At 67.6% G+C, this 22,943-nt stretch carries 19 protein-coding genes and 2 rRNA genes; 7 read left to right on the top strand and 14 right to left on the bottom strand.

Going from position 1 to position 22,943, the window contains the following annotated elements:
• Positions 1–22 precede the first annotated feature (22 nt).
• The 3 genes from BLW14_RS25255 to BLW14_RS25240 all read right to left on the bottom strand — a co-directional run bounded on the left by BLW14_RS25255 (position 23) and on the right by BLW14_RS25240 (position 6,198).
• Positions 23–3,148 (bottom strand): 23S ribosomal RNA (locus BLW14_RS25255).
• A gap of 302 nt (positions 3,149–3,450) precedes the next feature.
• Positions 3,451–4,976, bottom strand: a 16S ribosomal RNA gene (locus BLW14_RS25250).
• The 16S and 23S rRNA genes sit together here, the layout of an rRNA operon.
• 580 nt (positions 4,977–5,556) lie before the next feature.
• A complete protein-coding gene (locus tag BLW14_RS25240) occupies positions 5,557–6,198 on the bottom strand; it encodes a DNA-3-methyladenine glycosylase (protein ID WP_093709465.1) in 642 nt (213 codons plus the stop codon).
• Between the two features lie 73 nt (positions 6,199–6,271).
• On the opposite strand from BLW14_RS25240, the gene BLW14_RS25235 reads away from it, so the two are divergent.
• The 3 genes from BLW14_RS25235 (at position 6,272) to BLW14_RS25225 (ending at position 8,310) form a co-directional block, all read left to right on the top strand.
• A complete protein-coding gene (locus BLW14_RS25235) occupies positions 6,272–7,054 on the top strand; it encodes a sporulation protein (RefSeq protein ID WP_093709464.1) in 783 nt (260 codons plus the stop codon).
• Positions 7,055–7,115: 61 nt separating this feature from the next.
• Positions 7,116–7,655, top strand: coding sequence for a YbhB/YbcL family Raf kinase inhibitor-like protein (locus BLW14_RS25230; protein WP_093709463.1), 540 nt, complete (start codon positions 7,116–7,118; stop codon positions 7,653–7,655).
• A 148-nt stretch (positions 7,656–7,803) separates the two neighbouring features.
• Positions 7,804–8,310, top strand: a complete 507-nt coding sequence (locus BLW14_RS25225) for an HNH endonuclease (RefSeq protein WP_073968443.1) — start codon at positions 7,804–7,806, stop codon at positions 8,308–8,310.
• Positions 8,311–8,373: 63 nt separating this feature from the next.
• On the opposite strand, the gene BLW14_RS25220 is transcribed toward BLW14_RS25225, so the two are convergent.
• From BLW14_RS25220 to BLW14_RS25205, 4 genes are all read right to left on the bottom strand, one after another.
• Entirely contained in the window at positions 8,374–9,141 is a 768-nt protein-coding gene (locus BLW14_RS25220) for a sulfite exporter TauE/SafE family protein (protein ID WP_093709462.1), read from the bottom strand.
• A 62-nt stretch (positions 9,142–9,203) separates the two neighbouring features.
• Positions 9,204–10,133 carry an SPFH domain-containing protein gene (locus BLW14_RS25215; protein WP_018518945.1) on the bottom strand — a complete coding sequence of 310 codons (930 nt, stop codon included), beginning with the start codon at positions 10,131–10,133 and terminating at the stop codon, positions 9,204–9,206.
• Positions 10,134–10,207: 74 nt separating this feature from the next.
• Positions 10,208–10,639 carry an NfeD family protein gene (locus BLW14_RS25210; protein ID WP_093709461.1) on the bottom strand — a complete coding sequence of 144 codons (432 nt, stop codon included), beginning with the start codon at positions 10,637–10,639 and terminating at the stop codon, positions 10,208–10,210.
• 58 nt (positions 10,640–10,697) lie between these two features.
• Positions 10,698–11,495, bottom strand: a complete 798-nt coding sequence (locus tag BLW14_RS25205) for an ABC transporter ATP-binding protein (protein ID WP_093709460.1) — start codon at positions 11,493–11,495, stop codon at positions 10,698–10,700.
• Between the two features lie 154 nt (positions 11,496–11,649).
• Here BLW14_RS25205 and BLW14_RS25200 point away from each other — a divergent pair, with 154 nt between their 5' ends.
• A complete protein-coding gene (locus BLW14_RS25200) occupies positions 11,650–12,429 on the top strand; it encodes a hypothetical protein (RefSeq protein WP_093709459.1) in 780 nt (259 codons plus the stop codon).
• A gap of 155 nt (positions 12,430–12,584) precedes the next feature.
• Here BLW14_RS25200 and BLW14_RS25195 read toward each other — a convergent pair whose 3' ends face one another.
• Positions 12,585–13,229: a response regulator gene (locus BLW14_RS25195; protein WP_093709458.1), complete on the bottom strand. Its 645-nt coding sequence runs from the start codon at positions 13,227–13,229 to the stop codon at positions 12,585–12,587.
• Entirely contained in the window at positions 13,222–14,367 is a 1,146-nt protein-coding gene (locus tag BLW14_RS25190) for a GAF domain-containing sensor histidine kinase (RefSeq protein ID WP_093709457.1), read from the bottom strand. Before BLW14_RS25190 ends, BLW14_RS25195 begins: the two co-directional genes overlap by 8 nt.
• Positions 14,368–14,811: 444 nt before the next feature.
• Between BLW14_RS25190 and BLW14_RS25185 the strand changes: the two genes are divergently transcribed.
• Positions 14,812–15,564, top strand: coding sequence for a transglycosylase SLT domain-containing protein (locus BLW14_RS25185; protein WP_018518939.1), 753 nt, complete (start codon positions 14,812–14,814; stop codon positions 15,562–15,564).
• Between the two features lie 86 nt (positions 15,565–15,650).
• Here BLW14_RS25185 and BLW14_RS25180 read toward each other — a convergent pair whose 3' ends face one another.
• On the bottom strand, positions 15,651–18,200 hold the full coding sequence (locus tag BLW14_RS25180) for an ABC transporter ATP-binding protein/permease (protein ID WP_093709456.1): 2,550 nt from the start codon (positions 18,198–18,200) through the stop codon (positions 15,651–15,653).
• 229 nt (positions 18,201–18,429) lie between these two features.
• Here BLW14_RS25180 and serB point away from each other — a divergent pair, with 229 nt between their 5' ends.
• Positions 18,430–19,686, top strand: a complete 1,257-nt coding sequence (gene serB, locus BLW14_RS25175) for a phosphoserine phosphatase SerB (RefSeq protein ID WP_177154092.1) — start codon at positions 18,430–18,432, stop codon at positions 19,684–19,686.
• Between the two features lie 87 nt (positions 19,687–19,773).
• Here the strand turns inward: serB and BLW14_RS25170 are convergent, their stop codons facing one another.
• From BLW14_RS25170 to BLW14_RS25155, 4 genes are all read right to left on the bottom strand, one after another.
• The gene (locus tag BLW14_RS25170) at positions 19,774–20,292 is read right to left on the bottom strand and encodes a SixA phosphatase family protein (RefSeq protein ID WP_093709454.1); all 519 of its coding nucleotides are present in this window, start codon (positions 20,290–20,292) and stop codon (positions 19,774–19,776) included.
• Positions 20,293–20,359: 67 nt separating this feature from the next.
• Entirely contained in the window at positions 20,360–20,566 is a 207-nt protein-coding gene (locus BLW14_RS25165) for a hypothetical protein (RefSeq protein ID WP_093709453.1), read from the bottom strand.
• A 145-nt stretch (positions 20,567–20,711) separates the two neighbouring features.
• Positions 20,712–20,822, bottom strand: a complete 111-nt coding sequence (locus tag BLW14_RS35265) for an SGM_5486 family transporter-associated protein (RefSeq protein WP_018553371.1) — start codon at positions 20,820–20,822, stop codon at positions 20,712–20,714.
• 26 nt (positions 20,823–20,848) lie between these two features.
• On the bottom strand, positions 20,849–22,162 hold the full coding sequence (locus tag BLW14_RS25155; RefSeq protein ID WP_093709452.1) for a CynX/NimT family MFS transporter: 1,314 nt from the start codon (positions 22,160–22,162) through the stop codon (positions 20,849–20,851).
• 100 nt (positions 22,163–22,262) lie between these two features.
• Here BLW14_RS25155 and BLW14_RS25150 point away from each other — a divergent pair, with 100 nt between their 5' ends.
• The gene (locus BLW14_RS25150) at positions 22,263–22,937 is read left to right on the top strand and encodes a FadR/GntR family transcriptional regulator (RefSeq protein ID WP_093709451.1); all 675 of its coding nucleotides are present in this window, start codon (positions 22,263–22,265) and stop codon (positions 22,935–22,937) included.
• The last annotated feature ends 6 nt before the right edge of the window (positions 22,938–22,943 follow it).

Here is a 22,943-nt window from a genome sequence, read left to right as displayed (position 1 = left end):
AACACAGTGGACGCGAGCAACTGAGGACAAGCCCTCGGCCTATTAGTACCAGTCAGCTCCACCCGTTACCGGGCTTCCACATCTGGCCTATCAACCCAGTCGTCTACTGGGAGCCTTAACCCTTCAAGAGGGTGGGAATACTCATCTCGAAGCAGGCTTCCCGCTTAGATGCTTTCAGCGGTTATCCTTTCCGAACGTAGCCAACCAGCCATGCCCTTGGCAGAACAACTGGCACACCAGAGGTTCGTCCGTCCCGGTCCTCTCGTACTAGGGACAGCCCTTCTCAATATTCCTACGCGCACAGCGGATAGGGACCGAACTGTCTCACGACGTTCTAAACCCAGCTCGCGTACCGCTTTAATGGGCGAACAGCCCAACCCTTGGGACCGACTCCAGCCCCAGGATGCGACGAGCCGACATCGAGGTGCCAAACCATCCCGTCGATATGGACTCTTGGGGAAGATCAGCCTGTTATCCCCGGGGTACCTTTTATCCGTTGAGCGACAGCGCTTCCACAAGCCACTGCCGGATCACTAGTCCCGACTTTCGTCCCTGCTCGACCCGTCGGTCTCACAGTCAAGCTCCCTTGTGCACTTACACTCAACACCTGATTGCCAACCAGGCTGAGGGAACCTTTGGGCGCCTCCGTTACTCTTTAGGAGGCAACCGCCCCAGTTAAACTACCCATCAGACACTGTCCCTGATCCGGATCACGGACCCAGGTTAGACATCCAGCACGACCAGAGTGGTATTTCAACGACGACTCCACAACCACTGGCGTGGCCGCTTCAAAGTCTCCCACCTATCCTACACAAGCCGAACCGAACACCAATATCAAACTATAGTAAAGGTCCCGGGGTCTTTCCGTCCTGCTGCGCGAAACGAGCATCTTTACTCGTAGTGCAATTTCACCGGGCCTATGGTTGAGACAGTCGAGAAGTCGTTACGCCATTCGTGCAGGTCGGAACTTACCCGACAAGGAATTTCGCTACCTTAGGATGGTTATAGTTACCACCGCCGTTTACTGGCGCTTAAGTTCTCAGCTTCGCCACCCCGAAGAGCAGCTAACCGGTCCCCTTAACGTTCCAGCACCGGGCAGGCGTCAGTCCGTATACATCGCCTTACGGCTTCGCACGGACCTGTGTTTTTAGTAAACAGTCGCTTCTCGCTGGTCTCTGCGGCCACCCCCAGCTCACCGAGTAAATCGGATCACCAGTGATGGCCCCCCTTCTCCCGAAGTTACGGGGGCATTTTGCCGAGTTCCTTAACCATAGTTCACCCGAACGCCTCGGTATTCTCTACCTGACCACCTGAGTCGGTTTAGGGTACGGGCCGCCATGAAACTCGCTAGAGGCTTTTCTCGACAGCATAGGATCATCCACTTCACCACAATCGGCTCGGCATCAGGTCTCAGACTTATATGCACGACGGATTTGCCTACCGTGCGTCCTACACCCTTACCCCGGGGCAACCACCGCCCGGGCTGGACTACCTTCCTGCGTCACCCCATCGCTTACCTACTACAAGTCTGGTTCGTCGGCTCCACCACTACCCTCAACTCCGAAGAGATCGGGCCGGCTTCACGGACTTAGCATCGCCTGATTCAGTATTGGGCGTTTCAAAGCGGGTACCGGAATATCAACCGGTTGTCCATCGACTACGCCTGTCGGCCTCGCCTTAGGTCCCGACTTACCCTGGGCAGATCAGCTTGACCCAGGAACCCTTAGTCAATCGGCGCACACGTTTCTCACGTGTGTATCGCTACTCATGCCTGCATTCTCACTCGTGAACCGTCCACAACTCGCTTCCGCGGCTGCTTCACCCGGCACACGACGCTCCCCTACCCATCCATACAGGCGTTGGCCCTATGCGTATGAATGACACGACTTCGGCGGTACGCTTGAGCCCCGCTACATTGTCGGCGCGGAATCACTTGACCAGTGAGCTATTACGCACTCTTTCAAGGGTGGCTGCTTCTAAGCCAACCTCCTGGTTGTCTCTGCGACTCCACATCCTTTCCCACTTAGCGTACGCTTAGGGGCCTTAGTCGATGCTCTGGGCTGTTTCCCTCTCGACCATGGAGCTTATCCCCCACAGTCTCACTGCCGCGCTCTCACTTACCGGCATTCGGAGTTTGGCTAAGGTCAGTAACCCGGTAGGGCCCATCGCCTATCCAGTGCTCTACCTCCGGCAAGAAACACACGACGCTGCACCTAAATGCATTTCGGGGAGAACCAGCTATCACGGAGTTTGATTGGCCTTTCACCCCTAACCACAGGTCATCCCCCAGGTTTTCAACCCTGGTGGGTTCGGTCCTCCACGAAGTCTTACCTCCGCTTCAACCTGCCCATGGCTAGATCACTCCGCTTCGGGTCTTGAGCGCGCTACTGAATCGCCCTATTCGGACTCGCTTTCGCTACGGCTTCCCCACACGGGTTAACCTCGCAACACACCGCAAACTCGCAGGCTCATTCTTCAAAAGGCACGCAGTCACGACTGCATGTGCAAGCACACACAGCGACGCTCCCACGGCTTGTAGGCACACGGTTTCAGGTACTATTTCACTCCGCTCCCGCGGTACTTTTCACCATTCCCTCACGGTACTATCCGCTATCGGTCACCAGGGAATATTTAGGCTTAACGGGTGGTCCCGCCAGATTCACACGGGATTTCTCGGGCCCCGTGCTACTTGGGTGTCTCTCAAACAAGCCGCTGATGTTTCAGCTACGGGGGTCTTACCCTCTACGCCGGACCTTTCGCATGTCCTTCGCCTACATCAACGGTTTCTGACTCGTCTCACAGCCGGCAGACTGTGAAAGAGAGATCCCACAACCCCGCATACGCAACCCCTGCCGGGTATCACACGCATACGGTTTGGCCTGATCCAGTTTCGCTCGCCACTACTCCCGGAATCACGGTTGTTTTCTCTTCCTGAGGGTACTGAGATGTTTCACTTCCCCTCGTTCCCTCCACACTGCCTATGTGTTCAGCAGCGGGTGACAGCCCATGACGACTGCCGGGTTTCCCCATTCGGAAACCCCCGGATCAAAGTCTGGTTGACGACTCCCCGGGGACTATCGTGGCCTCCCACGTCCTTCATCGGTTCCTGGTGCCAAGGCATCCACCGTGCGCCCTTAAAAACTTGGCCACAGATGCTCGCGTCCACTGTGCAGTTCTCAAACAACGACCAGCCACCCATCACCCCACCCTTACCAGGTGAGTGCACTGGGGCCGGCAACCGAAGGACAGACTCAAACGAGCCCGTACCTTCAGATACCCAACAGCGTGCCCGACCCGACCAGTTGTCCTACACGTTCCACGCCGAAGCAGTACTAGTGACAAACAACTTGCCGTGCCGAGTAGTCAACGTTCCACCCATGAGCTGACCACCGTCGAACATTTGCCGACGTAGTGGCTCTGGATTCCTTGCGGAATCTAGATGCTCCTTAGAAAGGAGGTGATCCAGCCGCACCTTCCGGTACGGCTACCTTGTTACGACTTCGTCCCAATCGCCAGTCCCACCTTCGACAGCTCCCTCCCACAAGGGGTTGGGCCACCGGCTTCGGGTGTTACCGACTTTCGTGACGTGACGGGCGGTGTGTACAAGGCCCGGGAACGTATTCACCGCAGCAATGCTGATCTGCGATTACTAGCAACTCCGACTTCATGGGGTCGAGTTGCAGACCCCAATCCGAACTGAGACCGGCTTTTTGAGATTCGCTCCGCCTCGCGGCATCGCAGCTCATTGTACCGGCCATTGTAGCACGTGTGCAGCCCAAGACATAAGGGGCATGATGACTTGACGTCGTCCCCACCTTCCTCCGAGTTGACCCCGGCAGTCTCCTGTGAGTCCCCATCACCCCGAAGGGCATGCTGGCAACACAGAACAAGGGTTGCGCTCGTTGCGGGACTTAACCCAACATCTCACGACACGAGCTGACGACAGCCATGCACCACCTGTACACCGACCACAAGGGGGGCACCATCTCTGATGCTTTCCGGTGTATGTCAAGCCTTGGTAAGGTTCTTCGCGTTGCGTCGAATTAAGCCACATGCTCCGCTGCTTGTGCGGGCCCCCGTCAATTCCTTTGAGTTTTAGCCTTGCGGCCGTACTCCCCAGGCGGGGAACTTAATGCGTTAGCTGCGGCACCGACGACGTGGAATGTCGCCAACACCTAGTTCCCAACGTTTACGGCGTGGACTACCAGGGTATCTAATCCTGTTCGCTCCCCACGCTTTCGCTCCTCAGCGTCAGTAATGGCCCAGAGATCCGCCTTCGCCACCGGTGTTCCTCCTGATATCTGCGCATTTCACCGCTACACCAGGAATTCCGATCTCCCCTACCACACTCTAGCCTGCCCGTATCGACTGCAGACCCGGGGTTAAGCCCCGGGCTTTCACAACCGACGTGACAAGCCGCCTACGAGCTCTTTACGCCCAATAATTCCGGACAACGCTTGCGCCCTACGTATTACCGCGGCTGCTGGCACGTAGTTAGCCGGCGCTTCTTCTGCAGGTACCGTCACTTTCGCTTCTTCCCTGCTGAAAGAGGTTTACAACCCGAAGGCCGTCATCCCTCACGCGGCGTCGCTGCATCAGGCTTTCGCCCATTGTGCAATATTCCCCACTGCTGCCTCCCGTAGGAGTCTGGGCCGTGTCTCAGTCCCAGTGTGGCCGGTCGCCCTCTCAGGCCGGCTACCCGTCGTCGCCTTGGTAGGCCATTACCCCACCAACTAGCTGATAGGCCGCGGGCTCATCCTTCACCGCCGGAGCTTTCAACCTTCCTCCAGGAGGAGGAAAGTATTATCCGGTATTAGACCCCGTTTCCAGGGCTTGTCCCAGAGTGAAGGGCAGATTGCCCACGTGTTACTCACCCGTTCGCCACTAATCCACCCCGAAGGGCTTCATCGTTCGACTTGCATGTGTTAAGCACGCCGCCAGCGTTCGTCCTGAGCCAGGATCAAACTCTCCGTGAATGTTTTCCCGTAATCGGGGAACACATCACGAGAGCGGAACAACAAGGCCGGAATAAGACCCGTTGTCCACTGCGTCCTCGCTGTGTTTTGCCTGCCGAACCCGAAGGTTTCGCAGGACTTTCAAAGGAACCACCAACCTGCCGTAGCAGGCCGGGGTATCAACATATCTGGCGTTGACTTTTGGCACGCTGTTGAGTTCTCAAGGAACGGACGCTTCCTTTGTACTCACCCTCTCGGGCTTTCCTCCGGGCGCTTCCCTTCGGTCTTGCGTTTCCGACTCTATCAGACTCTTTCGTGTCCGATTCCCGGCCGAAGCGGGTCAAGCGATTTTCGCTTTCCAGTTCTGCGCTTTCGCGTTTCCCTTTCGGCGTGTCCACTACTTTAGCGGATTCTCCCGGTTACTCATAATCGAGTCAGTGGGTCTGAATTCCAGGCATGCCGAAATCCGCACCCTCTGGGGTGAGTCGTAGGTAGTGGTTGGCCGCTTCGGGTCTGCCCGGCTCACGATCCGATGGACCGAACCAACAGCTGTACCCGTGTCAAGCGACTCGGACAACATTAGGTGGCCCACTCGGGCGAGTCAAGTTGACCTCCGGCGCGGCACATGGGCCCGGTAGGGGCTCACCGTCGGGTCGCCGTCGATCCAGAACCTCCAGGGGTGCACCGCCCCGTCCCCGCCCACGCCGGTGCGGGGGCCGTTGCATACCTGGTCACGCGGTGGCGGGGTTCCCCGGAGCACGTACAGCTCGGCGCCCTCGTGGCTGATCGCGTCGGTGCCGTCCAGGGCCCGGCCGATGTCCAGGGCGGTCGCGAGGCGGGCCGGGCCTTTGGCCAGTTCCTTGTCGTTACGGGCCGAAACTCGACGTTTGCGCGTCAGCTCGGCGCCCTCGACGATCTCACCGGCCCGCAGCAGCACCCCACTCGCCCGGCCCTCGGGACCGCACACCAGGTTCATGCAGTGCCACATGCCGTACGTGAAGTAGACGTACGCGTGGCCGGGCGGCCCGTACATCGCGTCGTTGCGCCGCGTCCGGCCTCGAAAGGCGTGGGAGCCCGGGTCGATCTCACCCGCGTACGCCTCCACCTCCGTCAGACGGAGGGCGATCGGACCCTCCGGGGTGCTGCGCACCAGGGTGCGGCCGAGGAGGTCGGGCGCCACCTCCAGTACGGGACGGTCGAAGAAGTCCCGCGTCAGCGGCGTACGGTCCGGGCCATCGATCATGAGGTTCGAGGCTACCGGGAACCGACTACGGTCGTCGCGCGTATGTAGGGGTCAGGACCTAGGAGGAGAAAACATGGGCTTCAAGCGGCTGCTCGCGAGCATGGGTGCCGGCGGCGCCTCGGTGGAGACGGAGCTGAGCGAGGTCAACGTCGTCCCGGGCGGGGTCGTCCAGGGCGAGGTGCGCATCCAGGGCGGTTCCGTCGACCAGCAGATCGAGGGCCTCTCCGTGGGTCTGCAGGCCCGGGTCGAGGTCGAGGGCCAGGACCAGGAGTACAAGCAGGACATCGAGTTCACCAAGCTCCGGATCGGCGGCGCCTTCGAGGTGCGGGCCGGGGCGGTGCACGTGGTGCCGTTCGGCCTGGAGATCCCCTGGGAGACGCCGATCACCATGTTCGCGGGCCAGCACCTGCACGGCATGAACATCGGGGTGACCACCGAGCTGGAGATCGCGCGGGCGCTGGACTCGGGCGACCTCGACCCCATCAACGTGCACCCGCTGCCGGCCCAGGAGGCCATCCTCGACGCGTTCGGCCAGCTGGGCTTCGGTTTCCGCAGCGCCGACATGGAGCGCGGCCACATCCGCGGTACGCGCCAGCGGCTGCCGTTCTACCAGGAGATCGAGTTCTTCCCGCCGTCGCAGTACCGGGGGCTTAACCAGGTGGAGCTGTCGTTCGTCGCGGACGACCGCGAGATGGACGTCGTCCTGGAGATGGACAAGAAGCCCGGTCTGTTCAGCGAGGGCAGCGACTCGTACCGTGCCTTCAAGGTCGGTCTGCACAACTTCCACGAGACCGACTGGGCGGCATATCTGAACCAGTGGCTGGCGCAGGTCGGCGGTCAGCGCAACTGGCTCTAGGGTCGGAAGGGAAGAGAGATCTTTCCGAGCAATCCGACGGAGCCGACAGAGAGGTGCTGACGTGACCGAGCCGAAGAGGGCGCCGCTGCCGCACGACTTCCATCCGGAGGTTCCCTCGTTCACCGTGGTGAGCGAGGACATCGCCCCGGGGGCCGTGCTCGCCGACGCGCAGGTGTACGCGGCCGGGAACACCTCGCCGCAGCTGCGGTGGGAGGGTTTCCCGGCGGAGACGAAAAGCTTCGCCGTGACGTGCTTCGACCCCGACGCCCCCACGGGCAGCGGGTTCTGGCACTGGGTGCTCTTCGACATCCCCGCGTCGGTCACGGAACTGCCGGCGGGCGCGGGCGGCGGGAAGTTCGAGGGACTCCCCACCGGTGCCGTGCACGCGCGCAACGACTACGGGACGAAGGACTTCGGCGGTGCCGCGCCGCCGGCCGGCGAGAACCACCGCTATGTGTTCACCGTGTATGCGGTGGACACCGAGAACCTCGGTCCCGACAGCGACACCCCGCCCGCGGCGGTCGGGTTCAACCTCCGGTTCCACACCCTGGGCCGGGCCCAGTTGATCGCCGAGTACGCGGAGCCCGCCGAGAGCGCCTGAGTACCAAAACTTCCGCAGCCGTTTGCCCTGCCCTGGTCCTGGAGAGATCAGGGCAGGGCATTTTTTAATGCGTTGTCCATCACGGCGTGCCCGGCCAGAGTTGATCCGGGTCTGCCAGGGGGCGGCCGGCACACGGGAGGTGGGCGAGATGCGGGACACGCTGGTACTGAACGCGAGCTTCGAGCCGCTGTCGACGGTGACGCTGAACCGGGCGGTGGTCCTGATCCTTCAGGACAAGGCCGTCGTCGAGCAGTCGCACCCCGGCCTCCGGATGCGCGGGGCCGACGTGGACATACCCGTGCCCCGTGTGATCAGGCTCTGCCGGTACGTACGGGTGCCGTTCCGAAGACAGGCCCCGTGGTCCAGGAGGGGTGTGCTGGTCCGCGACCAGCACCGGTGCGCGTACTGCGGGAAGCGTGCGAGCACCGTCGACCACGTGGTGCCGAGGGCGCAGGGCGGGCAGGACACCTGGCTCAACACGGTGGCTTCCTGCGCCGAGGACAACCACCGCAAGGCGGACCGTACGCCGGAGCAGGCCGGGATGCCGCTGCTGCGCAAACCCTTCGTACCGTCCCCGGCGGAGGCGATGCTGCTGGCGCTGGGGGCGGGCGACCGCTCGGCGCTGCCGGAGTGGCTGGCGCGGTCCGCGGCGTAGCCGCCGTACGCCTCATGACGTCGCCGGAGCCCGCCTTCCCCCGGGGAGGCGGGCTCCGGTCGTTCAGCGCAGCAGCAGCTGGACGATGGCGGCCGTGCCGACGGTGACGATGAGGGCGCGCAGCAAGGTGGGGCTGAGGCGGCGGCCGACCTTGGCGCCGATCTGGCCGCCGAGTGCGGAGCCGACCGCGATGAGGACGACGGCGGTCCAGTCGAAGTCGGCGACGAAGAGGAAGAAGAGCGCGGCGATGCTGTTGACGACGGCCGCGAGGACGTTCTTGACGGCGTTGAGGCGCTGCATGGTGTCGTCGACCAGCATGCCCATGAGGGAGAGGTAGATGATCCCCTGGGCTGCGGTGAAGTAGCCGCCGTAGACGCTGGCGAGGGTCAGGCCGATGAGGAGGAGGGAGCCGCCGTCGGGGTGGGCGGGGGTGCCGGTGCGGGCGCGCCGCTGCTGGACGGCCTTGCTGATGCGCGGCTGGAGGATGACCAGGACGAGGGCCAGGGCGACGAGGACCGGGACGATGGTCTCGAAGGCCGTGGAGGGCAGGGCCAGCAGCAGGGTGGCCCCGGTGAGGCCGCCGACGAGGGCTCCCACGGCGAGCTTGAGCACGCGGGAGCGCTGGCCCTTGAGTTCCTCGCGGTAGCCGATCGCGCCGCTGATGGAGCCGGGGATCAGGCCGAGCGCGTTGGAGACGGTGGCGGTGACCGGGGGCAGGCCGGTGGCGAGCAGGACGGGGAAGGTGATGAGCGTCCCGGATCCGACGATCGTGTTGATCGCGCCGGCGCTGATCCCCGCGGCGAAGACGGCGAGCATCTCCCAGATGGACATGGCGTATCCCCCGTGCGTGATCGGTGCTTGCTGCACCGAATCATGCACGGGGGGTGTACACGTCAGTCGACCGGGGGTTCCTCGCGCCGTTCCTGGGCGGTGTTGAAGCCGGGGACGCCGCCGCCGATGTTGCCGAAGGCGCCGCTGAGGCCCTTGAGGGCGTCGCCGATCTCGCTGGGCACGATCCAGAGCTTGTTGGCGTCGCCCTCGGCGATCTTCGGCAGCATCTGGAGGTACTGGTACGAGAGCAGCTTCTGGTCCGGGTCGCCGGCGTGGATGGACTCGAAGACCGTGCGGATGGCCTGGGCCTCGCCCTCGGCGCGCAGGGCGGCGGCCTTGGCCTCGCCCTCGGCGCGCAGGATCGCGGACTGCTTCTCGCCCTCCGCGGTGAGGATCGCGGACTGGCGGGTGCCTTCGGCCTGGAGGATCGCGGCGCGCTTGTCGCGGTCGGCGCGCATCTGCTTCTCCATCGAGTCCTGGATGGAGGTGGGCGGCTCGATCGCCTTGAGCTCGACGCGGTTGACGCGGATGCCCCACTTGCCGGTGGCCTCGTCGAGGACTCCGCGCAGCGCGGCGTTGATCTCCTCGCGGGAGGTGAGGGTCCGTTCCAGGTCCATGCCGCCGATGATGTTGCGGAGGGTGGTGACGGTGAGCTGCTCGATGGCCTGGATGTAGCTGGCGACCTCGTACGTCGCGGCCCTGGCGTCGGTCACCTGGTAGTAGATGACGGTGTCGATGTTGACGACCAGGTTGTCCTGGGTGATGACGGGCTGCGGGGGGAAGGGCACGACCTGCTCGCGCAGGTCGATCCGGTTGCGGATCGAGTCGATGAACGGGACGACGATGTTCAGGCCCGCGTTGAGGGTACGGGTGTACCGGCCGAAGCGTTCGACGATGGCGGCGCTGGCCTGGGGGATGACCTGGATCGTCTTGATCAGGGCGATGAAGACGAGCACCACCAGAATGATCAGGACGATGATGATCGGTTGCATCGTTTCCTCGTGCCCTTCGGTTGATGATCGTCATCGAGTCTGACAGAACGCGCCTTGGCGTGGGGACAGTTCGGTCACATGACGACGGCCGTCGCCCCGTCGATGTCGACGACGTCGACCTGTTGGCCGGGCTCGAAGCTGAGCCCGGCGTCGAGTGCGCGGGCCGACCAGATCTCACCGGCCAGCTTGATGCGGCCGCCGGCGCCGTCCACGCGTTCCAGAACGACGGCCTGACGGCCCTTCAGGGCGTCGATACCGGTGGCGTGCTGGGGCGTGCGGTCCCCGCGTTGCCGGGCGGCGATCACGCGCACCACGGCCGTCAGCGCCACCGAGACGATGACGAAGACCAGGACCTGGGCGACGATCCCGCCGCCGAGGGCCGCGACCACCGCGGCGGCGACGGCCCCCACGGCGAACATGCCGAACTCGGGCATCGCGGTGAGGACGAGCGGAATGCCCAGTCCCACCGCGCCGATCAGCCACCACACCCACGCGTCGATGTCCACGTGGTCATCGTAGGACCGGTTGCACCCTTACGGACAGGGCGCAACCGGGCAACAACGCCTAGCCGAGGGGCAGTCCGCGGGCGGTGTAGCGGTCGCCCTGGTGCTCGACGACGAGGGGCAGGCCGAAGCAGAGGGAGAGGTTGCGGGAGGTGAGCTCTGTCTCCATGGGGCCTGCGGCGAGCACCTTGCCCTGGCGGATCATCAGGACGTGGGTGAAGCCGGGGGCGATCTCCTCGACGTGGTGGGTCACCATGATCATGGAGGGCGCGTACGGGTCGCGGGCCAGCCGGCCGAGGCGGCGGACCAGGTCCTCACGGCCGCCGAGGTCGAGTCCCGCGGCGGGCTCGTCCAGGAGGAGGAGCTCGGGGTCGGTCATCATGGCGCGGGCGATCAGGGTGCGCTTGCGCTCGCCCTCGGAGAGGGTGCCGAACTTGCGGTCGAGGTACTCGGTCATGCCGAGCCGGTCGAGGAAGGCGCGGGCGCGGTCCTCGTCGACCTTGTCGTAGTTCTCGTTCCAGGTGGCGGTCATGCCGTACGCGGCGGTGAGCACCGTCTGCAGGACCGTCTGGCGGCGGGGGAGCTTCTCGGCGAGGGCGACGCCCGCGATGCCGATGCGGGGGCGCAGGTCGAAGACGTCGGTGCCGACGCCGCCGAGCTGCTCGCCGAGGACGCTGACGCTGCCCTTGGTGGGGAAGAGGTAGCTGGACGCGATGTTGAGCAGGGTGGTCTTGCCGGCGCCGTTGGGGCCGAGGATGACCCAGCGCTCCCCCTCCTTGACCGACCAGGAGACGTCGTCCACCAGAGCGCGTCCGTCGCGGACCACGGATACGTCCACCAGCTCCAGTACATCGCTCATGAGCGCGTTGTCTCCCCATGCAGTGTCGAGATCGTCGCGTGCCTGTGGGCACAGCTCCCAGGGAAAACCTACGCCACCGCGCGAGCGCGGGCGGCGCTGGGCCCGCCGTCGCGGACCCGGCCCTGACCCACAAGCGACCCCCTAGGCTGTCCGCATGCTTTCGGAACCACGTTCAGGGCTGCTGGCCGCCTGGGGGAACGCGTTGCTGGCGGGGCTCGTGTCGCCGGACGACGCGGCGCTCGCCATCGTCGGGGAGGACGCGGTGCACCGCGTCGAGGGGCTGCCCGGTGAGGCGGGTCCCGTAGGGCTGACGTTCGCCCTGGGGCGGCTGCGGGCGCTGGGGGTGAGCGGCTTCCGGGTCGCGCTGCCGGTGCCGGGGCATCCGCTGGGGCTGAGCGGTCCGGCCGATTTCAATGCCCGGGCCCTGGAGGCGGAGGAGGCCGTGGTGACCTATGGCGCCCCGTACGGGCTGGTGCCCGAGGTGCGCGAGGCGGGCCCGGCCGGGGACGTGCACGTGGACGTGGTGTGGCACTGCCTGGCGGTACGGGAGGCCCCGCCGGCCGACGTGCCGTCGCTGGGCGAGGCGGAGCGGGAGCTGGCGGAGGCACTGCGGGACGCGACGGCGCTGCTGTCCCGGCTCGACGTGGCCGGTTCGGGGCCGGTGGCCGAGGCGGCGGTGGACGCGTACCGGGCGCGGGCGGAGCGGGGGCGCGAGGTGCTCGCCCCGGGGTATCCGCCGCGGGCGGTGCGGGTGCTGGAGCTGGCGCAGCGGGTCGGACTGCTGATCTCGGTGGCGTACGAGAACGGGCACGGCGGAGCGGTGAGCGCGTCGGAGATGGCGGCGCGGGGCGAGGCGTTGCGCCCGGTGGAGCGGGTGGCGCGGCGGGCGCAGGTGGCGGCGTACAACGCGTATGTGGAGGAGCGGGCGCGGTAGGAGCGCGAGCGCCCCGCATCGGCCCCGGCCCCGGTGCCCTGCGTGCCGGGCCCGGCTCACGCCCGTAGTGGACGGACCCGGCCCGGCTCACGCCCGCGGTGAACGGCCCCGACCCGGCTCACGCCCGTAGTGGACGGAGCCGGCCCGGCTCCGTCTCAGCCGGCCGCTCCGTTGCGGACCGCCCACAGGGCTGCCTGGGTGCGGTCGGCGAGGTCGAGTTTCATGAGGATGTTCGAGACGTGGGTCTTGACCGTCTTCTCGGACAGGACCAGGGCGCGGGCGATCTCGCGGTTGGAGCGGCCGTCGGCGATCAGGCCGAGCACTTCCCGTTCGCGTTCGGTGAGGGTGCTCCCCCGGCCGGTGCCCGCGCCCGGCTCGTCCTGGGCAAGGAGCGCCCCGGCGACCTCGGGCTGGAGCAGGACGTGCCCGGCGTGGACCGAGCGGATGGCGCCGGCCAGGGCGTCCGGGTCGACGTCCTTGTACACGTAGCCGGAGGCGCCCGCGCGCAGGGCGGGTACGACGGTGCGCTGCTCGGTGAAGCTGGTGACGATCAGCACCCTGGCCGGGTTCTCCAGCTCGCGGAGCCTGCGCAGCGCCTCGATGCCGTCGGTGCCGGGCATCTTGATGTCCATCAGTACGACGTCGGGCCGCAGCTCCTCGGTCCTGGCCACGCCCTCGGCGCCGTCGGACGCCTCGCCGACGACCTCGATGTCGTCCTGGACCTCCAGGAACGTACGCAGGCCGCGGCGGACGACCTGGTGGTCGTCGACGAGCAGCACCCTGATGATCCTGTCAGCCACCGGGGATCTCCATCTCGATCGTGGTGCCCTTGCCGGGCGCGGATTCAATGGTGAGGCGGCCGCCGACGCCGCCGGCGCGGTCCCGCATCGAGACCAGGCCCAGGTGGCGCCCGGCCCGGCGGGTGGCGGCGGGTTCGAAGCCCCGGCCGTCGTCGGTGACCCGGAGCACCGTGGCGCCGTCCCGGCGGGCGAGGGTGACCTCGACGTGGCCGGCGTCCGCGTGGCGCAGGGCGTTGTGCAGGGCCTCCTGGGTGACCCGGAGCAGTGCCTCCTCCTGGGCGGCGGGCAGGGCGCGGACGCCGGCGCCGGCGAAGGTGACCCGGGCGGTGTGGGCCCGGTCGAGGACCTGGACCTGGGTGCGGAGGGTGGCGACGAGGCCGTCCTCGTCGAGGCCGGCCGGGCGGAGCTCGACGACGGCGGCGCGCAGTTCGTCCACGGCTTCGGCGGCGAGGGCGGCGACCTGCTGGAGCTCGCCCTTGGCCCGGGCGGGGTCGCGGTCGACGAGGGCGGCGGCGGCCTGGGCGGTGAGCCGCAGCGAGAAGAGCTTCTGGCTGACCGCGTCGTGCAGCTCGTGGGCGAGGCGGGAGCGCTCCTCGGCGATGGTGAGCTCGCGGCTGCGTTCGTAGAGGCGGGCGTTGGTCAGGGCGATGGCCGCGTGCTGGGCGAGGATCGACAGCAGTTCCTCGTCATCGGCGGTGAAGCCGCAGACGCCCTCGGGCTTGGGGCACCTCTTGTTGGCGAGGAAGAGTGCGCCGATGGTCTCGTCGCCGTCCCGGATGGGGAGGCCGAGGAAGTCGGACATGTCGGGGTGGGCGCTGGGCCAGCCCTCGAAGCGCGGGTCCTTGCGGACGTCGGCGAGGCGCTCGGTCTTCCCGCCGTGGAGCATCGCGGCCAGGATGCCGTGCTGCCGGGGCAGCGGGCCGATGGCCTTCCACTGTTCGTCGCTGACGCCGTCGACGACGAACTGGGCGAAGCCGCCGTGGTCGTCGGGAACCCCGAGGGCGGCGTACTCGGCGTCCAGGAGCTCGCGGGCCGAGGCGACGATCGTCTTCAGGACGTCCCGTACCTCCAGGTGGCGGCTCATGGCGAGCAGCGCGGCGCTCACGGCGGCGAGGCCCGAGGGCGGTCGGTGGCTCATGCGCCTCACCGTACCGGCGGGGTCCGCGCCCCCGTATCGGACCGGGGACGGCCCGGGACCGGGGCGCAGGGACTAGGTCCTGGGACCGGGGCGCGGCGGGCGGTGCGGGCCGCAGGGCACCCCAAACCTTTTCCGGAGCGTTGCATTCCGCATTGCTTTAGCAACACAAGGTGACGCCAACGCCACCCCGATGTGAGGCCGCGCATAGGGCCCACGTCACTTACGAAGCCGGTTAGTGGAGCGAAAAGGGCGATTTGGGTGGTGATGACCTGGGAGCGAACCCGGCAAACCGCCCACCATTCCACTACCCGGCTTCGTACGTCACACCTTTGCCACGGCATTTCGCCGCCGCTAAGAATTGAGCTCGTCCCCGACGGAGATGCGTAGTCGCTCCCGTCTTCGTCCTCCGTGAGGACCCCCCGAATTTCGAAGAGGTAAGCCTGTATGTCCGCGTCCCGCATCACCGGTCGTCTCCGAAACCTGAACAAGACCCAGAAGCTCTCCGCCGCCGGCGTCTCCGCCGTCGCCGCCGCTGCCATCTCCTTGTCCCTGGTGCCCGGTCACGCCCAGGCCGAGACCGAACCGCAGGCTCTCTCCGCAGCCCCGGTCATCTTCGACTCCGCGAGCTCCAAGCAGGCCCGTGCGATCCAGGACAGCGTCATCCAGCAGCACTCGACCGCCGAGAAGCTGGTCAAGGCCGCCGACGCCGCCAAGGCCGAGAAGGCCGCCGCGGTGAAGGAGAAGGCCGAGGCGAAGGCCAAGAAGGCCAAGCTGAAGAAGGCGAAGGCCAAGGCGCACAGCAAGGCCAAGTCCCACAAGAAGTCCTCGCGCGGCCACGAGACCGCCAGCCGCTCCTCCGCCCGTACGCACATGTACGGCAACAACCTGGACGGCTGGATCCGTGAGTCCCTGGCCATCATGAAGGAGAAGGGCATCCCGGGCACGTACGAGGGCCTGCACCGCAACATCATCCGCGAGTCCAGCGGCAACCCGAACGCGATCAACGACTGGGACATCAACGCCCAGAACGGCGTGCCGTCGATCGGTCTGCTCCAGATCATCAAGCCGACCTTCGACTACTACCACGTCTCCGGCACCCCGCACACGCAGTACGACCCGGTCGCCAACATCACCGCGTCGGCCAACTACGCCGCCGACAAGTACGGCTCGATCGACAACGTCAACAGCGCGTACTGATCCGCCGCGATCCGTACGCCGGTGACTGAGCGCCGAAGGGCGGCACCCCGCGCGGGGTGCCGCCCTTCGGCGCGTGTCCGGGCCGGTTACTTGCGCATGACCTCGGGCTCGTGGCGGCGCAGCAGCCGTGCGACGGCGAAGCCGCAGACGACGCCGATGAACAGCAGCACCGAGATGTTGATGCCCCACTGGCTCACCGAGTGCTCCCAGAGCGGGTCGAGGTCCGTGGGGTTCTTCTGGTCCCACGGCGGCATCAGGTGGGCGAGGTCGAGCGTGGAGCCCGCGCCCGCGATGGCCCAGCGGGACGGCATCAGCCAGGCGAACTGCTCCAGGCCGGGCGAACCGTAGACCTGGAAGAGGATGCCGGTGAAGACGACCTGGACGATCGCGAACATGACCAGCAGCGGCATGGTCTTCTCGGAGGTCTTCACCAGCGAGGAGATCACCAGGCCGAACATCATCGAGGTGAAGCCGAGCGCGATGATCGTCACGCAGAGCTCGACGGCCGGCGGCATGATCAGGCCCTCGGCGGGCAGATCGCGGGTGGCGAAGCCGATGCCGCAGATGATGACGCCCTGGATGGCCGTGATCACGCCGAGCACGATCACCTTGGACATCAGGTAGGCCGAGCGGGAGAGGCCGGTGGCCCGTTCCCGTTCGTAGATGACCCGTTCCTTGATCAGCTCTCGTACGGAGTTGGCCGCGGCGGAGAAGGTCATCCCGATCACCAGGATCAGCATGATCGTTCCGGCGTCGCCGTTGAACCGGGACGGCGGCTTCGGCGGTGCGAGGCCGAAGTCCGACGGGATGACCACGCTGACGATGCCGAGCACCGCGGGCAGGATCACCATCAGGCCCATGAAGCCCTTGTCGGAGCCGATCACCGAGAGGTAGCGGCGCATCAGCGTCCACAGCTGCGTGCCCCAGCCCTGCGGCTTGGGCGGGCGCATCTGCTGCGGCGGCGGCATGTGCACGGACTGCGCGGCGACGGCGTCGATGTCGGCCGCGTACATCTGGTAGTGCTGCGACCCGCGCCAGCGGCCCGACCAGTCGTAGTCGCGGTAGTTCTCGAACGCGGAGAAGACGTCGGCCCAGGTCGTGTAGCCGAAGAAGTTCAGCGCCTCGTCCGGCGGGCCGAAGTAGGCCACGGCGCCGCCCGGTGCCATCACCAGGAGCTTGTCGCAGATCGCCAGCTCGGCCACCGAGTGCGTGACGACCAGGACGGTGCGGCCGTCGTCGGCCAGGCCGCGCAGCAGCTGCATGACGTCGCGGTCCATGCCCGGGTCGAGGCCGGAGGTCGGCTCGTCCAGGAAGATCAGCGACGGCTTGGTGAGCAGCTCCAGGGCCACGGAGACGCGCTTGCGCTGGCCGCCGGAGAGCGAGGTGACCTTCTTGTCCTTGTGGACGTCGAGCTTGAGCTCGGTGAGGACCTCGTGGATCCGGGCCTGGCGCTCGGCCTCGGTGGTGTCCGAGGGGAAGCGGAGCTTGGCCGCGTACTTCAGGGCGCGGGTGACGGTCAGCTCCTTGTGCAGGATGTCGTCCTGCGGGACCAGACCGATGCGCTGGCGCAGCTCGGCGAACTGCTTGTAGAGGTTCCGGTTGTCGTAGAGGACGTCGCCCTGGTTGGCGGGCCGGTAGCCGGTGAGCGCCTTGAGCAGGGTGGACTTTCCGGAGCCGGACGGGCCGATGACACCGATGAGCGACTTCTCCGGGACGCCGAACGAGACGTCCTTGAGGATCTGCTTGCCGCCGTCGACCGTGACCGTGAGGTGACGGGCGGCGAAGGAGACCTCACCGGTGTCGACGAACTCTTCCAGCCGGTCGCCGACGAGCCGGAAGGTCGAGTGACCGACGCCGACGATGTCGTTCGGGCCGAGGAGCGCCGAGCCGGACTTGGTGAGCGGCTGGCCGTTGACGTACGTGCCGTTGTGCGAGCCGAGGTCGCGGATCTCGAAGCGGCCGTCGGGCGTCGCGTGGAACTCGGCGTGGTTCCGGGAGACCTGGAGGTCCGAGACCACCAGGTCGTTCTCCAGCGCACGACCGATCCGCATCACCCGCCCGAGCGCCAGCTGGTGGAACGTGGTCGGGCTGCGGTCCCCGTAGACCGGCGCCGCCCCCGCGGGACCACCGGTGCCGGGACCGGGCGGGGTCTGGGCCCCGCCCTGCTGCGGCACGTGCGGCGGCTGCGGCTGGGGCTGCTGCCAGCCCTGCTGCGGCGGTACGGGCTGCTGCGGGGCCGGCTGCTGCCAGCCGGGGCCGCCGCCCTGCTGAGGCTGCTGGGGCGGGGCCTGCTGCGGCTGAGCGGGCCCGGCGGCCCGGCCGCTGTAGACGTCCGCCGCGCTCAGGTTCAGCCGGGGCCCGTCGGTGGCGTTGCCCAGGTTCACCGCCGAGCCGGCCGTGATCTCCATCTGCTGGACCCGCTGCCCGTGCACATACGTGCCGTTGGTGCTGCCGTGGTCCTCGATGAACCAACTGCGGCCGTTCCAGCTGATCGTGGCGTGCCGCCACGACACCCTGGCGTCGTCGATCGTCATGTCCCCCTGCGGATCCCGTCCCAGGGTGTACGACCTGGACGGATCGAGCGTCCAGGTCCTGCCATTCAATTCCAGTACGAGTTCCGGCACTCCGCGCCCCACTAGTTGTCCCCCGTGTTACCCCCGTCGCAGGGAGTCTAGGGATGCTGAACATCGTGGGGAACTATTCCAGGATCAGTCCCCGATACGAAAGCCGGGCGCCCCGGGGTGACCTCACCGAGACCTGCGCGGCCAGGCGAAATGGGGACGGACCGGTGCGTGCCGGCGGGCTGTCCGGCACTCGGGACGGGCTGCCGGGGAGGGCGCGCGGACCGATACGGTGGGGAGCACCATGAGCGCATCCCGGCCCCCTGAGCCCGCCCCGTCTCCCGAGCCCGTCGCGTCGCGGCAGGGTCCGGACGTACCGACCCTTCTCGTGAAGATCTTCGGGAAGGACCGCCCCGGGATCACCGCGGGCCTCTTCGACACCCTCGCCGCCTACTCGGTCGACGTGGTCGACATCGAGCAGGTCGTGACACGGGGCCGCATCGTCCTGTGCGCGCTGGTCACCGCCCCCACCGCGGGCGGCACGACCGAGGGCGACCTGCGGGCCACCGTGCACAGCTGGGCGGACTCGCTGAAGCTCCAGGCCGAGATCATCTCGGGTACGGGTGACAACCGCCCGCGCGGCGACGGCCGTTCGCACGTCACGGTGCTCGGTCACCCGCTGACCGCGGAGTCGACGGCGGCCATAGCGGCCCGGATCACCTCGACCGGCGGGAACATCGACCGTATCTTCCGGCTGGCGAAGTACCCGGTGACCGCGGTCGAGTTCGCGGTGTCGGGTACGGGGACCGAGGAGCTGCGCTCCGCACTGGCGCCGGAGGCCGCGGGCATCGGGGTGGACGTGGCGGTCGTCTCGGCGGGGCTGAGCCGCAGGGCGCAGCGGCTCGTCGTGATGGACGTCGACTCGACGCTCATCCAGGACGAGGTCATCGAGCTGTTCGCGGCCCACGCCGGCTGCGAGGCGGAGGTGGCCGAGGTGACCGAGCGGGCGATGCGCGGCGAGCTGGACTTCGAGCAGTCGCTGCACGCCCGGGTGGCGCTGCTCGCGGGGCTCGACGTGTCGGTGGTCGACAAGGTCCGCTCCGAGGTACGGCTGACGCCCGGGGCCCGGACGCTGATCCGTACGCTGAAGCGGCTCGGCTACCAAGTGGGCGTCGTCTCGGGCGGGTTCACGCAGGTGACCGACGACCTGAAGGAGCGGCTGGGGCTGGACTTCGCCTCGGCCAACACGCTGGAGGTCGTCGACGGCAAGCTCACGGGCCGGGTGACCGGGGACATCGTCGACCGGGCGGGCAAGGCCCGGCTGCTGCGGAGCTTCGCCGCCGAGGCGGGGGTGCCTCTGGCGCAGACGGTCGCGATCGGTGACGGGGCCAATGACCTGGACATGCTGAACACGGCGGGGCTCGGGGTCGCCTTCAACGCCAAGCCCGTCGTCCGCGAGGCGGCGCACACGGCGGTGAACGTGCCGTTCCTGGACACCGTGCTCTATCTGCTGGGCGTCACCCGCGAGGAGGTCGAGGCCGCCGACGGCCTCGTCGAATAGTCCGCTCCGCCTGCACGGGAAGGGCCCCGGCGCGCACCGCGTGGTGTGCGCCGGGGCCCTTCCCGTATGGGCGACGGGTCGACGGGGTCAGTCGTTGGGGGTCCAGTACTCGGTGAGCCGGCCGACGCCGTGTTCGACGGTCTTCCAGGGGCCGGAGAACTCCACGACCGCGAAGGCAGCGGTCGGGAAGCCGCCGCGCGCCATGCGGGAGCGCGCGTCGCCCTCGCCGCTGCCGGAGAGGGCGTCGGCGAGCGCGTGCATGCCGGGGTTGTGGCCGATGACCAGCAGGTTGGTGACGTCGTCCGGGGTCTCGTCGACCAGGGCGATCAGCTCGCCGAGCGAGGCCTCGTAGAGCCGCTCCTCGTACACGGTCTTCGGGCGCTCGGGCATCTCGTGCACGGCCAGCTTCCACGTCTCCCGCGTTCTCACGGCGGTCGAGCAGAGGGCCAGGTCGAAGGCGATCCCGGAATCGGCGAGCTTGCGGCCCACCATGGGGGCCTCCATTCGGCCGCGCTCGGCCAGCGGCCGCTCGTGGTCGGACTCCTGCGACCATTCCGCCTTGGCATGCCTGAGAAGGACGATCCTGCGAGGTGTATCGGCGCTCATACATCTCAGCTTCGCATGAAACGGGCCAGCTGGCGCAGGGTGTTGGAGCCTTGGCCCGCGCCGGGCGTCAGCGGGTCAGCAGCTCCACGAGGTGCCGGAGCAACTGGCCGGTCGCCGATTCGCCGGTGGCCGCGTGCGCCTGGCCCGGTCCGGCGATGAGCAGCAGGAGCGCGGCGAAGGCGACGGCGGGCAGCGCGATGGCCCACCAGGGCAGGCGGACGTCGACACCGCTCGACTCGGCGTGGGTGGGCCGCGTGTGCGTGAGGGCCGGCATGTCCGCCTCCGTGGTCCGTGGATTCCGTTACTCAGAACCTACGGACGCGGGGGCGCCGGGCCCATCCGGTGACCCACCCACTTGCCCCTGACCCTGGCCCCCTAGGGGATGGGGGTGCTAGCACCACCATCGCCGGGGCGGGGGCTCACGGGGACGCGATGGAAGCGATGACTCCGACGACGACCGTGATCAGCAGCATGGCCCCGAAGACGAGGAGCAGCTTCTTCTGACCGTTCTGGGGATTCGGATCGAGCACAGGTGACATGACCCCAGTCTCGCATCTCAGGATTCGTCCTCGATCGTCCGGTCCCGGCCTGCCAGGACGCCCATGACCATCTGCGGCACCATCAGGGCGGCCATCAGCGCGATGGGCAGTCCCCAGCCGCCGCTGTGCTGGTAGAGCACGCCGACCAGGAGGGGCCCCGGGATCGAGATCAGGTAGCCGGTGGACTGGGCGAAGGCGGACAGCCGGACGACTCCGGCGCCGCTGCGGGCCCGCATGCCGATCATGGTGAGCGCGAGCGGGAAGGCGCAGTTCGAGATGCCCAGGAGCAGCGCCCAGGCCCAGGCACCGCCGGAGGGCGCCAGGTAGAGGCCCGCGTAGCCGGTGAGGCCGCAGGCGCCCAGGAAGACGACGATCGGGCCCTGCGTCCGCATCCGGGCCGCGACGCGCGGGATCACGAAGGCGAGCGGGACGCCCATGGCCATGGTGAGCGCGAGCAGGACGCCCGCGGTGCCGGCGGAGACGCCGGCGTCCCGGAAGATCTGCGGCATCCAGCCCATGGTGATGTAGGCGGCGGTTGCCTGGAGGCCGAAGAAGCAGGCGAGCGCCCAGGCGGTCCTGCTGCGGGTGATCCGGAGCTCCGGGGCCTGCGGCCGCGCGGGGGCGGTCCGGGCGCCGGAGGACGGCTCACGGGCGGTGGCCCGGGCCCGTACGAGCGGGATCCAGGGCAGGATCGCGGCGGCGGCGAGCACGGCCCAGATGCCGAGGCCGGCCTTCCAGCTGCCGCCCATCGCGTCGGTCAGGGGCACGGTCACGGCGGCGGCCAGCGAGGTGCCGAGGGCCAGGGCCATGGAGTAGAGCCCGGTCATGGAGCCGACGCGGTCGGGGAACCAGCGCTTGACGATCACCGGCATCAGGACGTTGCTGACCGCGATGCCCATGAGGGCGAGGGCGCTGGCGGCGAGGAAGCCCGCGGTGCCGCCGATCAGGGGCCGGATCACCAGGCCCGCCGTGATGGCGACCATGCCCGCGCAGACCACCGCGCCGGGTCCGAAGCGGCGGGCGAGGCGCGGTGCCATGACGCCGAAGACAGCGAAGCAGAGCGGGGGCACGGAGGTGAGGACACCGGCGACGCTGCCGCTCATGTGCAGCCCGTCCCGTACCTCTTCGAGGAGGGCGCCCAGGCTGGTGATGGCGGGGCGGAGGTTGAGCGCGGTGAGGACGAGCCCGATCGTGACCAGGCGCAGCGTCCACGGGGCGGGGCCGGTCCGCGGGGCGGGGGCGCCGGTGCCCGGTGCTGTCGGGGCGCCGGGGCTCATGGTTCCGGTCGCGGCCGCGGTCGCGGTCTGGGGAGTCGTCTCTTCGTCACGCATGAGGCCATCATAGAATCATGGGATGATTGGTTGTCCATTCCGTCCGCCCACCGGAGCCTGAGAAGATCCGGCCCATGAGAAGTTGCGACCGAGGAGCACCATGGCGCTGACGTCCCCGAGGCGTTCGGCACTCGCCGACCAGGTGATTGCCCAGCTGAGGAACCAGATCACCACGGGCGAGTGGCCGGTGGGCTCGCGCATCCCGACCGAGCCCGAGCTGGTCGAGCAGCTGGGGGTGGCCCGCAACACCGTCCGCGAGGCGGTCCGCGCCCTCGCGCACAACGGGCTGCTCGACATCCGGCAGGGCTCGGGCACCTATGTGGTCGCCACCAGCGAGCTGGCCGGGGTGATGCACCGCCGGTTCGCCTCGGCGGACCCGCGCCACATCGCGGAGCTGCGCTCGACCCTGGAGTCGTCGGCGGCGCGGCTGGCGGCCGCCCGGCGCACCGAGCGCGACCTGAAGCAGCTGGACGCGCTCATGAAGCGCCGGGAGGAGACCTGGGCGGCGGGGGACGCGGAGGCGTTCGTGGCCGCCGACGCGACGCTGCACCTGGCCGTGGTCGCCGCCTCCCACAACGACGTGCTGACGGGGCTCTACGCGGACCTGGGCGATCTGCTGCGGGACTACCTGCGGGGCGACGTGGGCCAGGAACTGCGGCCGGAGAACCACATGGACCACGGCCGGCTCGTCGAGGCGATCCGCGCGGGCGACGCCGAGACGGCGGCGGCGGAGGCCGCGAGTCACGCGCTGACCTGCCTGGCGGACCGGGTCTAGGCCGTG

It is taken from the genome of Streptomyces sp. 2131.1 (assembly GCF_900105515.1).
In the GTDB taxonomy this organism is placed as follows: Bacteria; Actinomycetota; Actinomycetes; order Streptomycetales; family Streptomycetaceae; genus Streptomyces; species Streptomyces drozdowiczii.
Note: the sequence above shows the minus strand (reverse complement) of the source record. Positions and strands in the feature narration are given on the sequence as shown.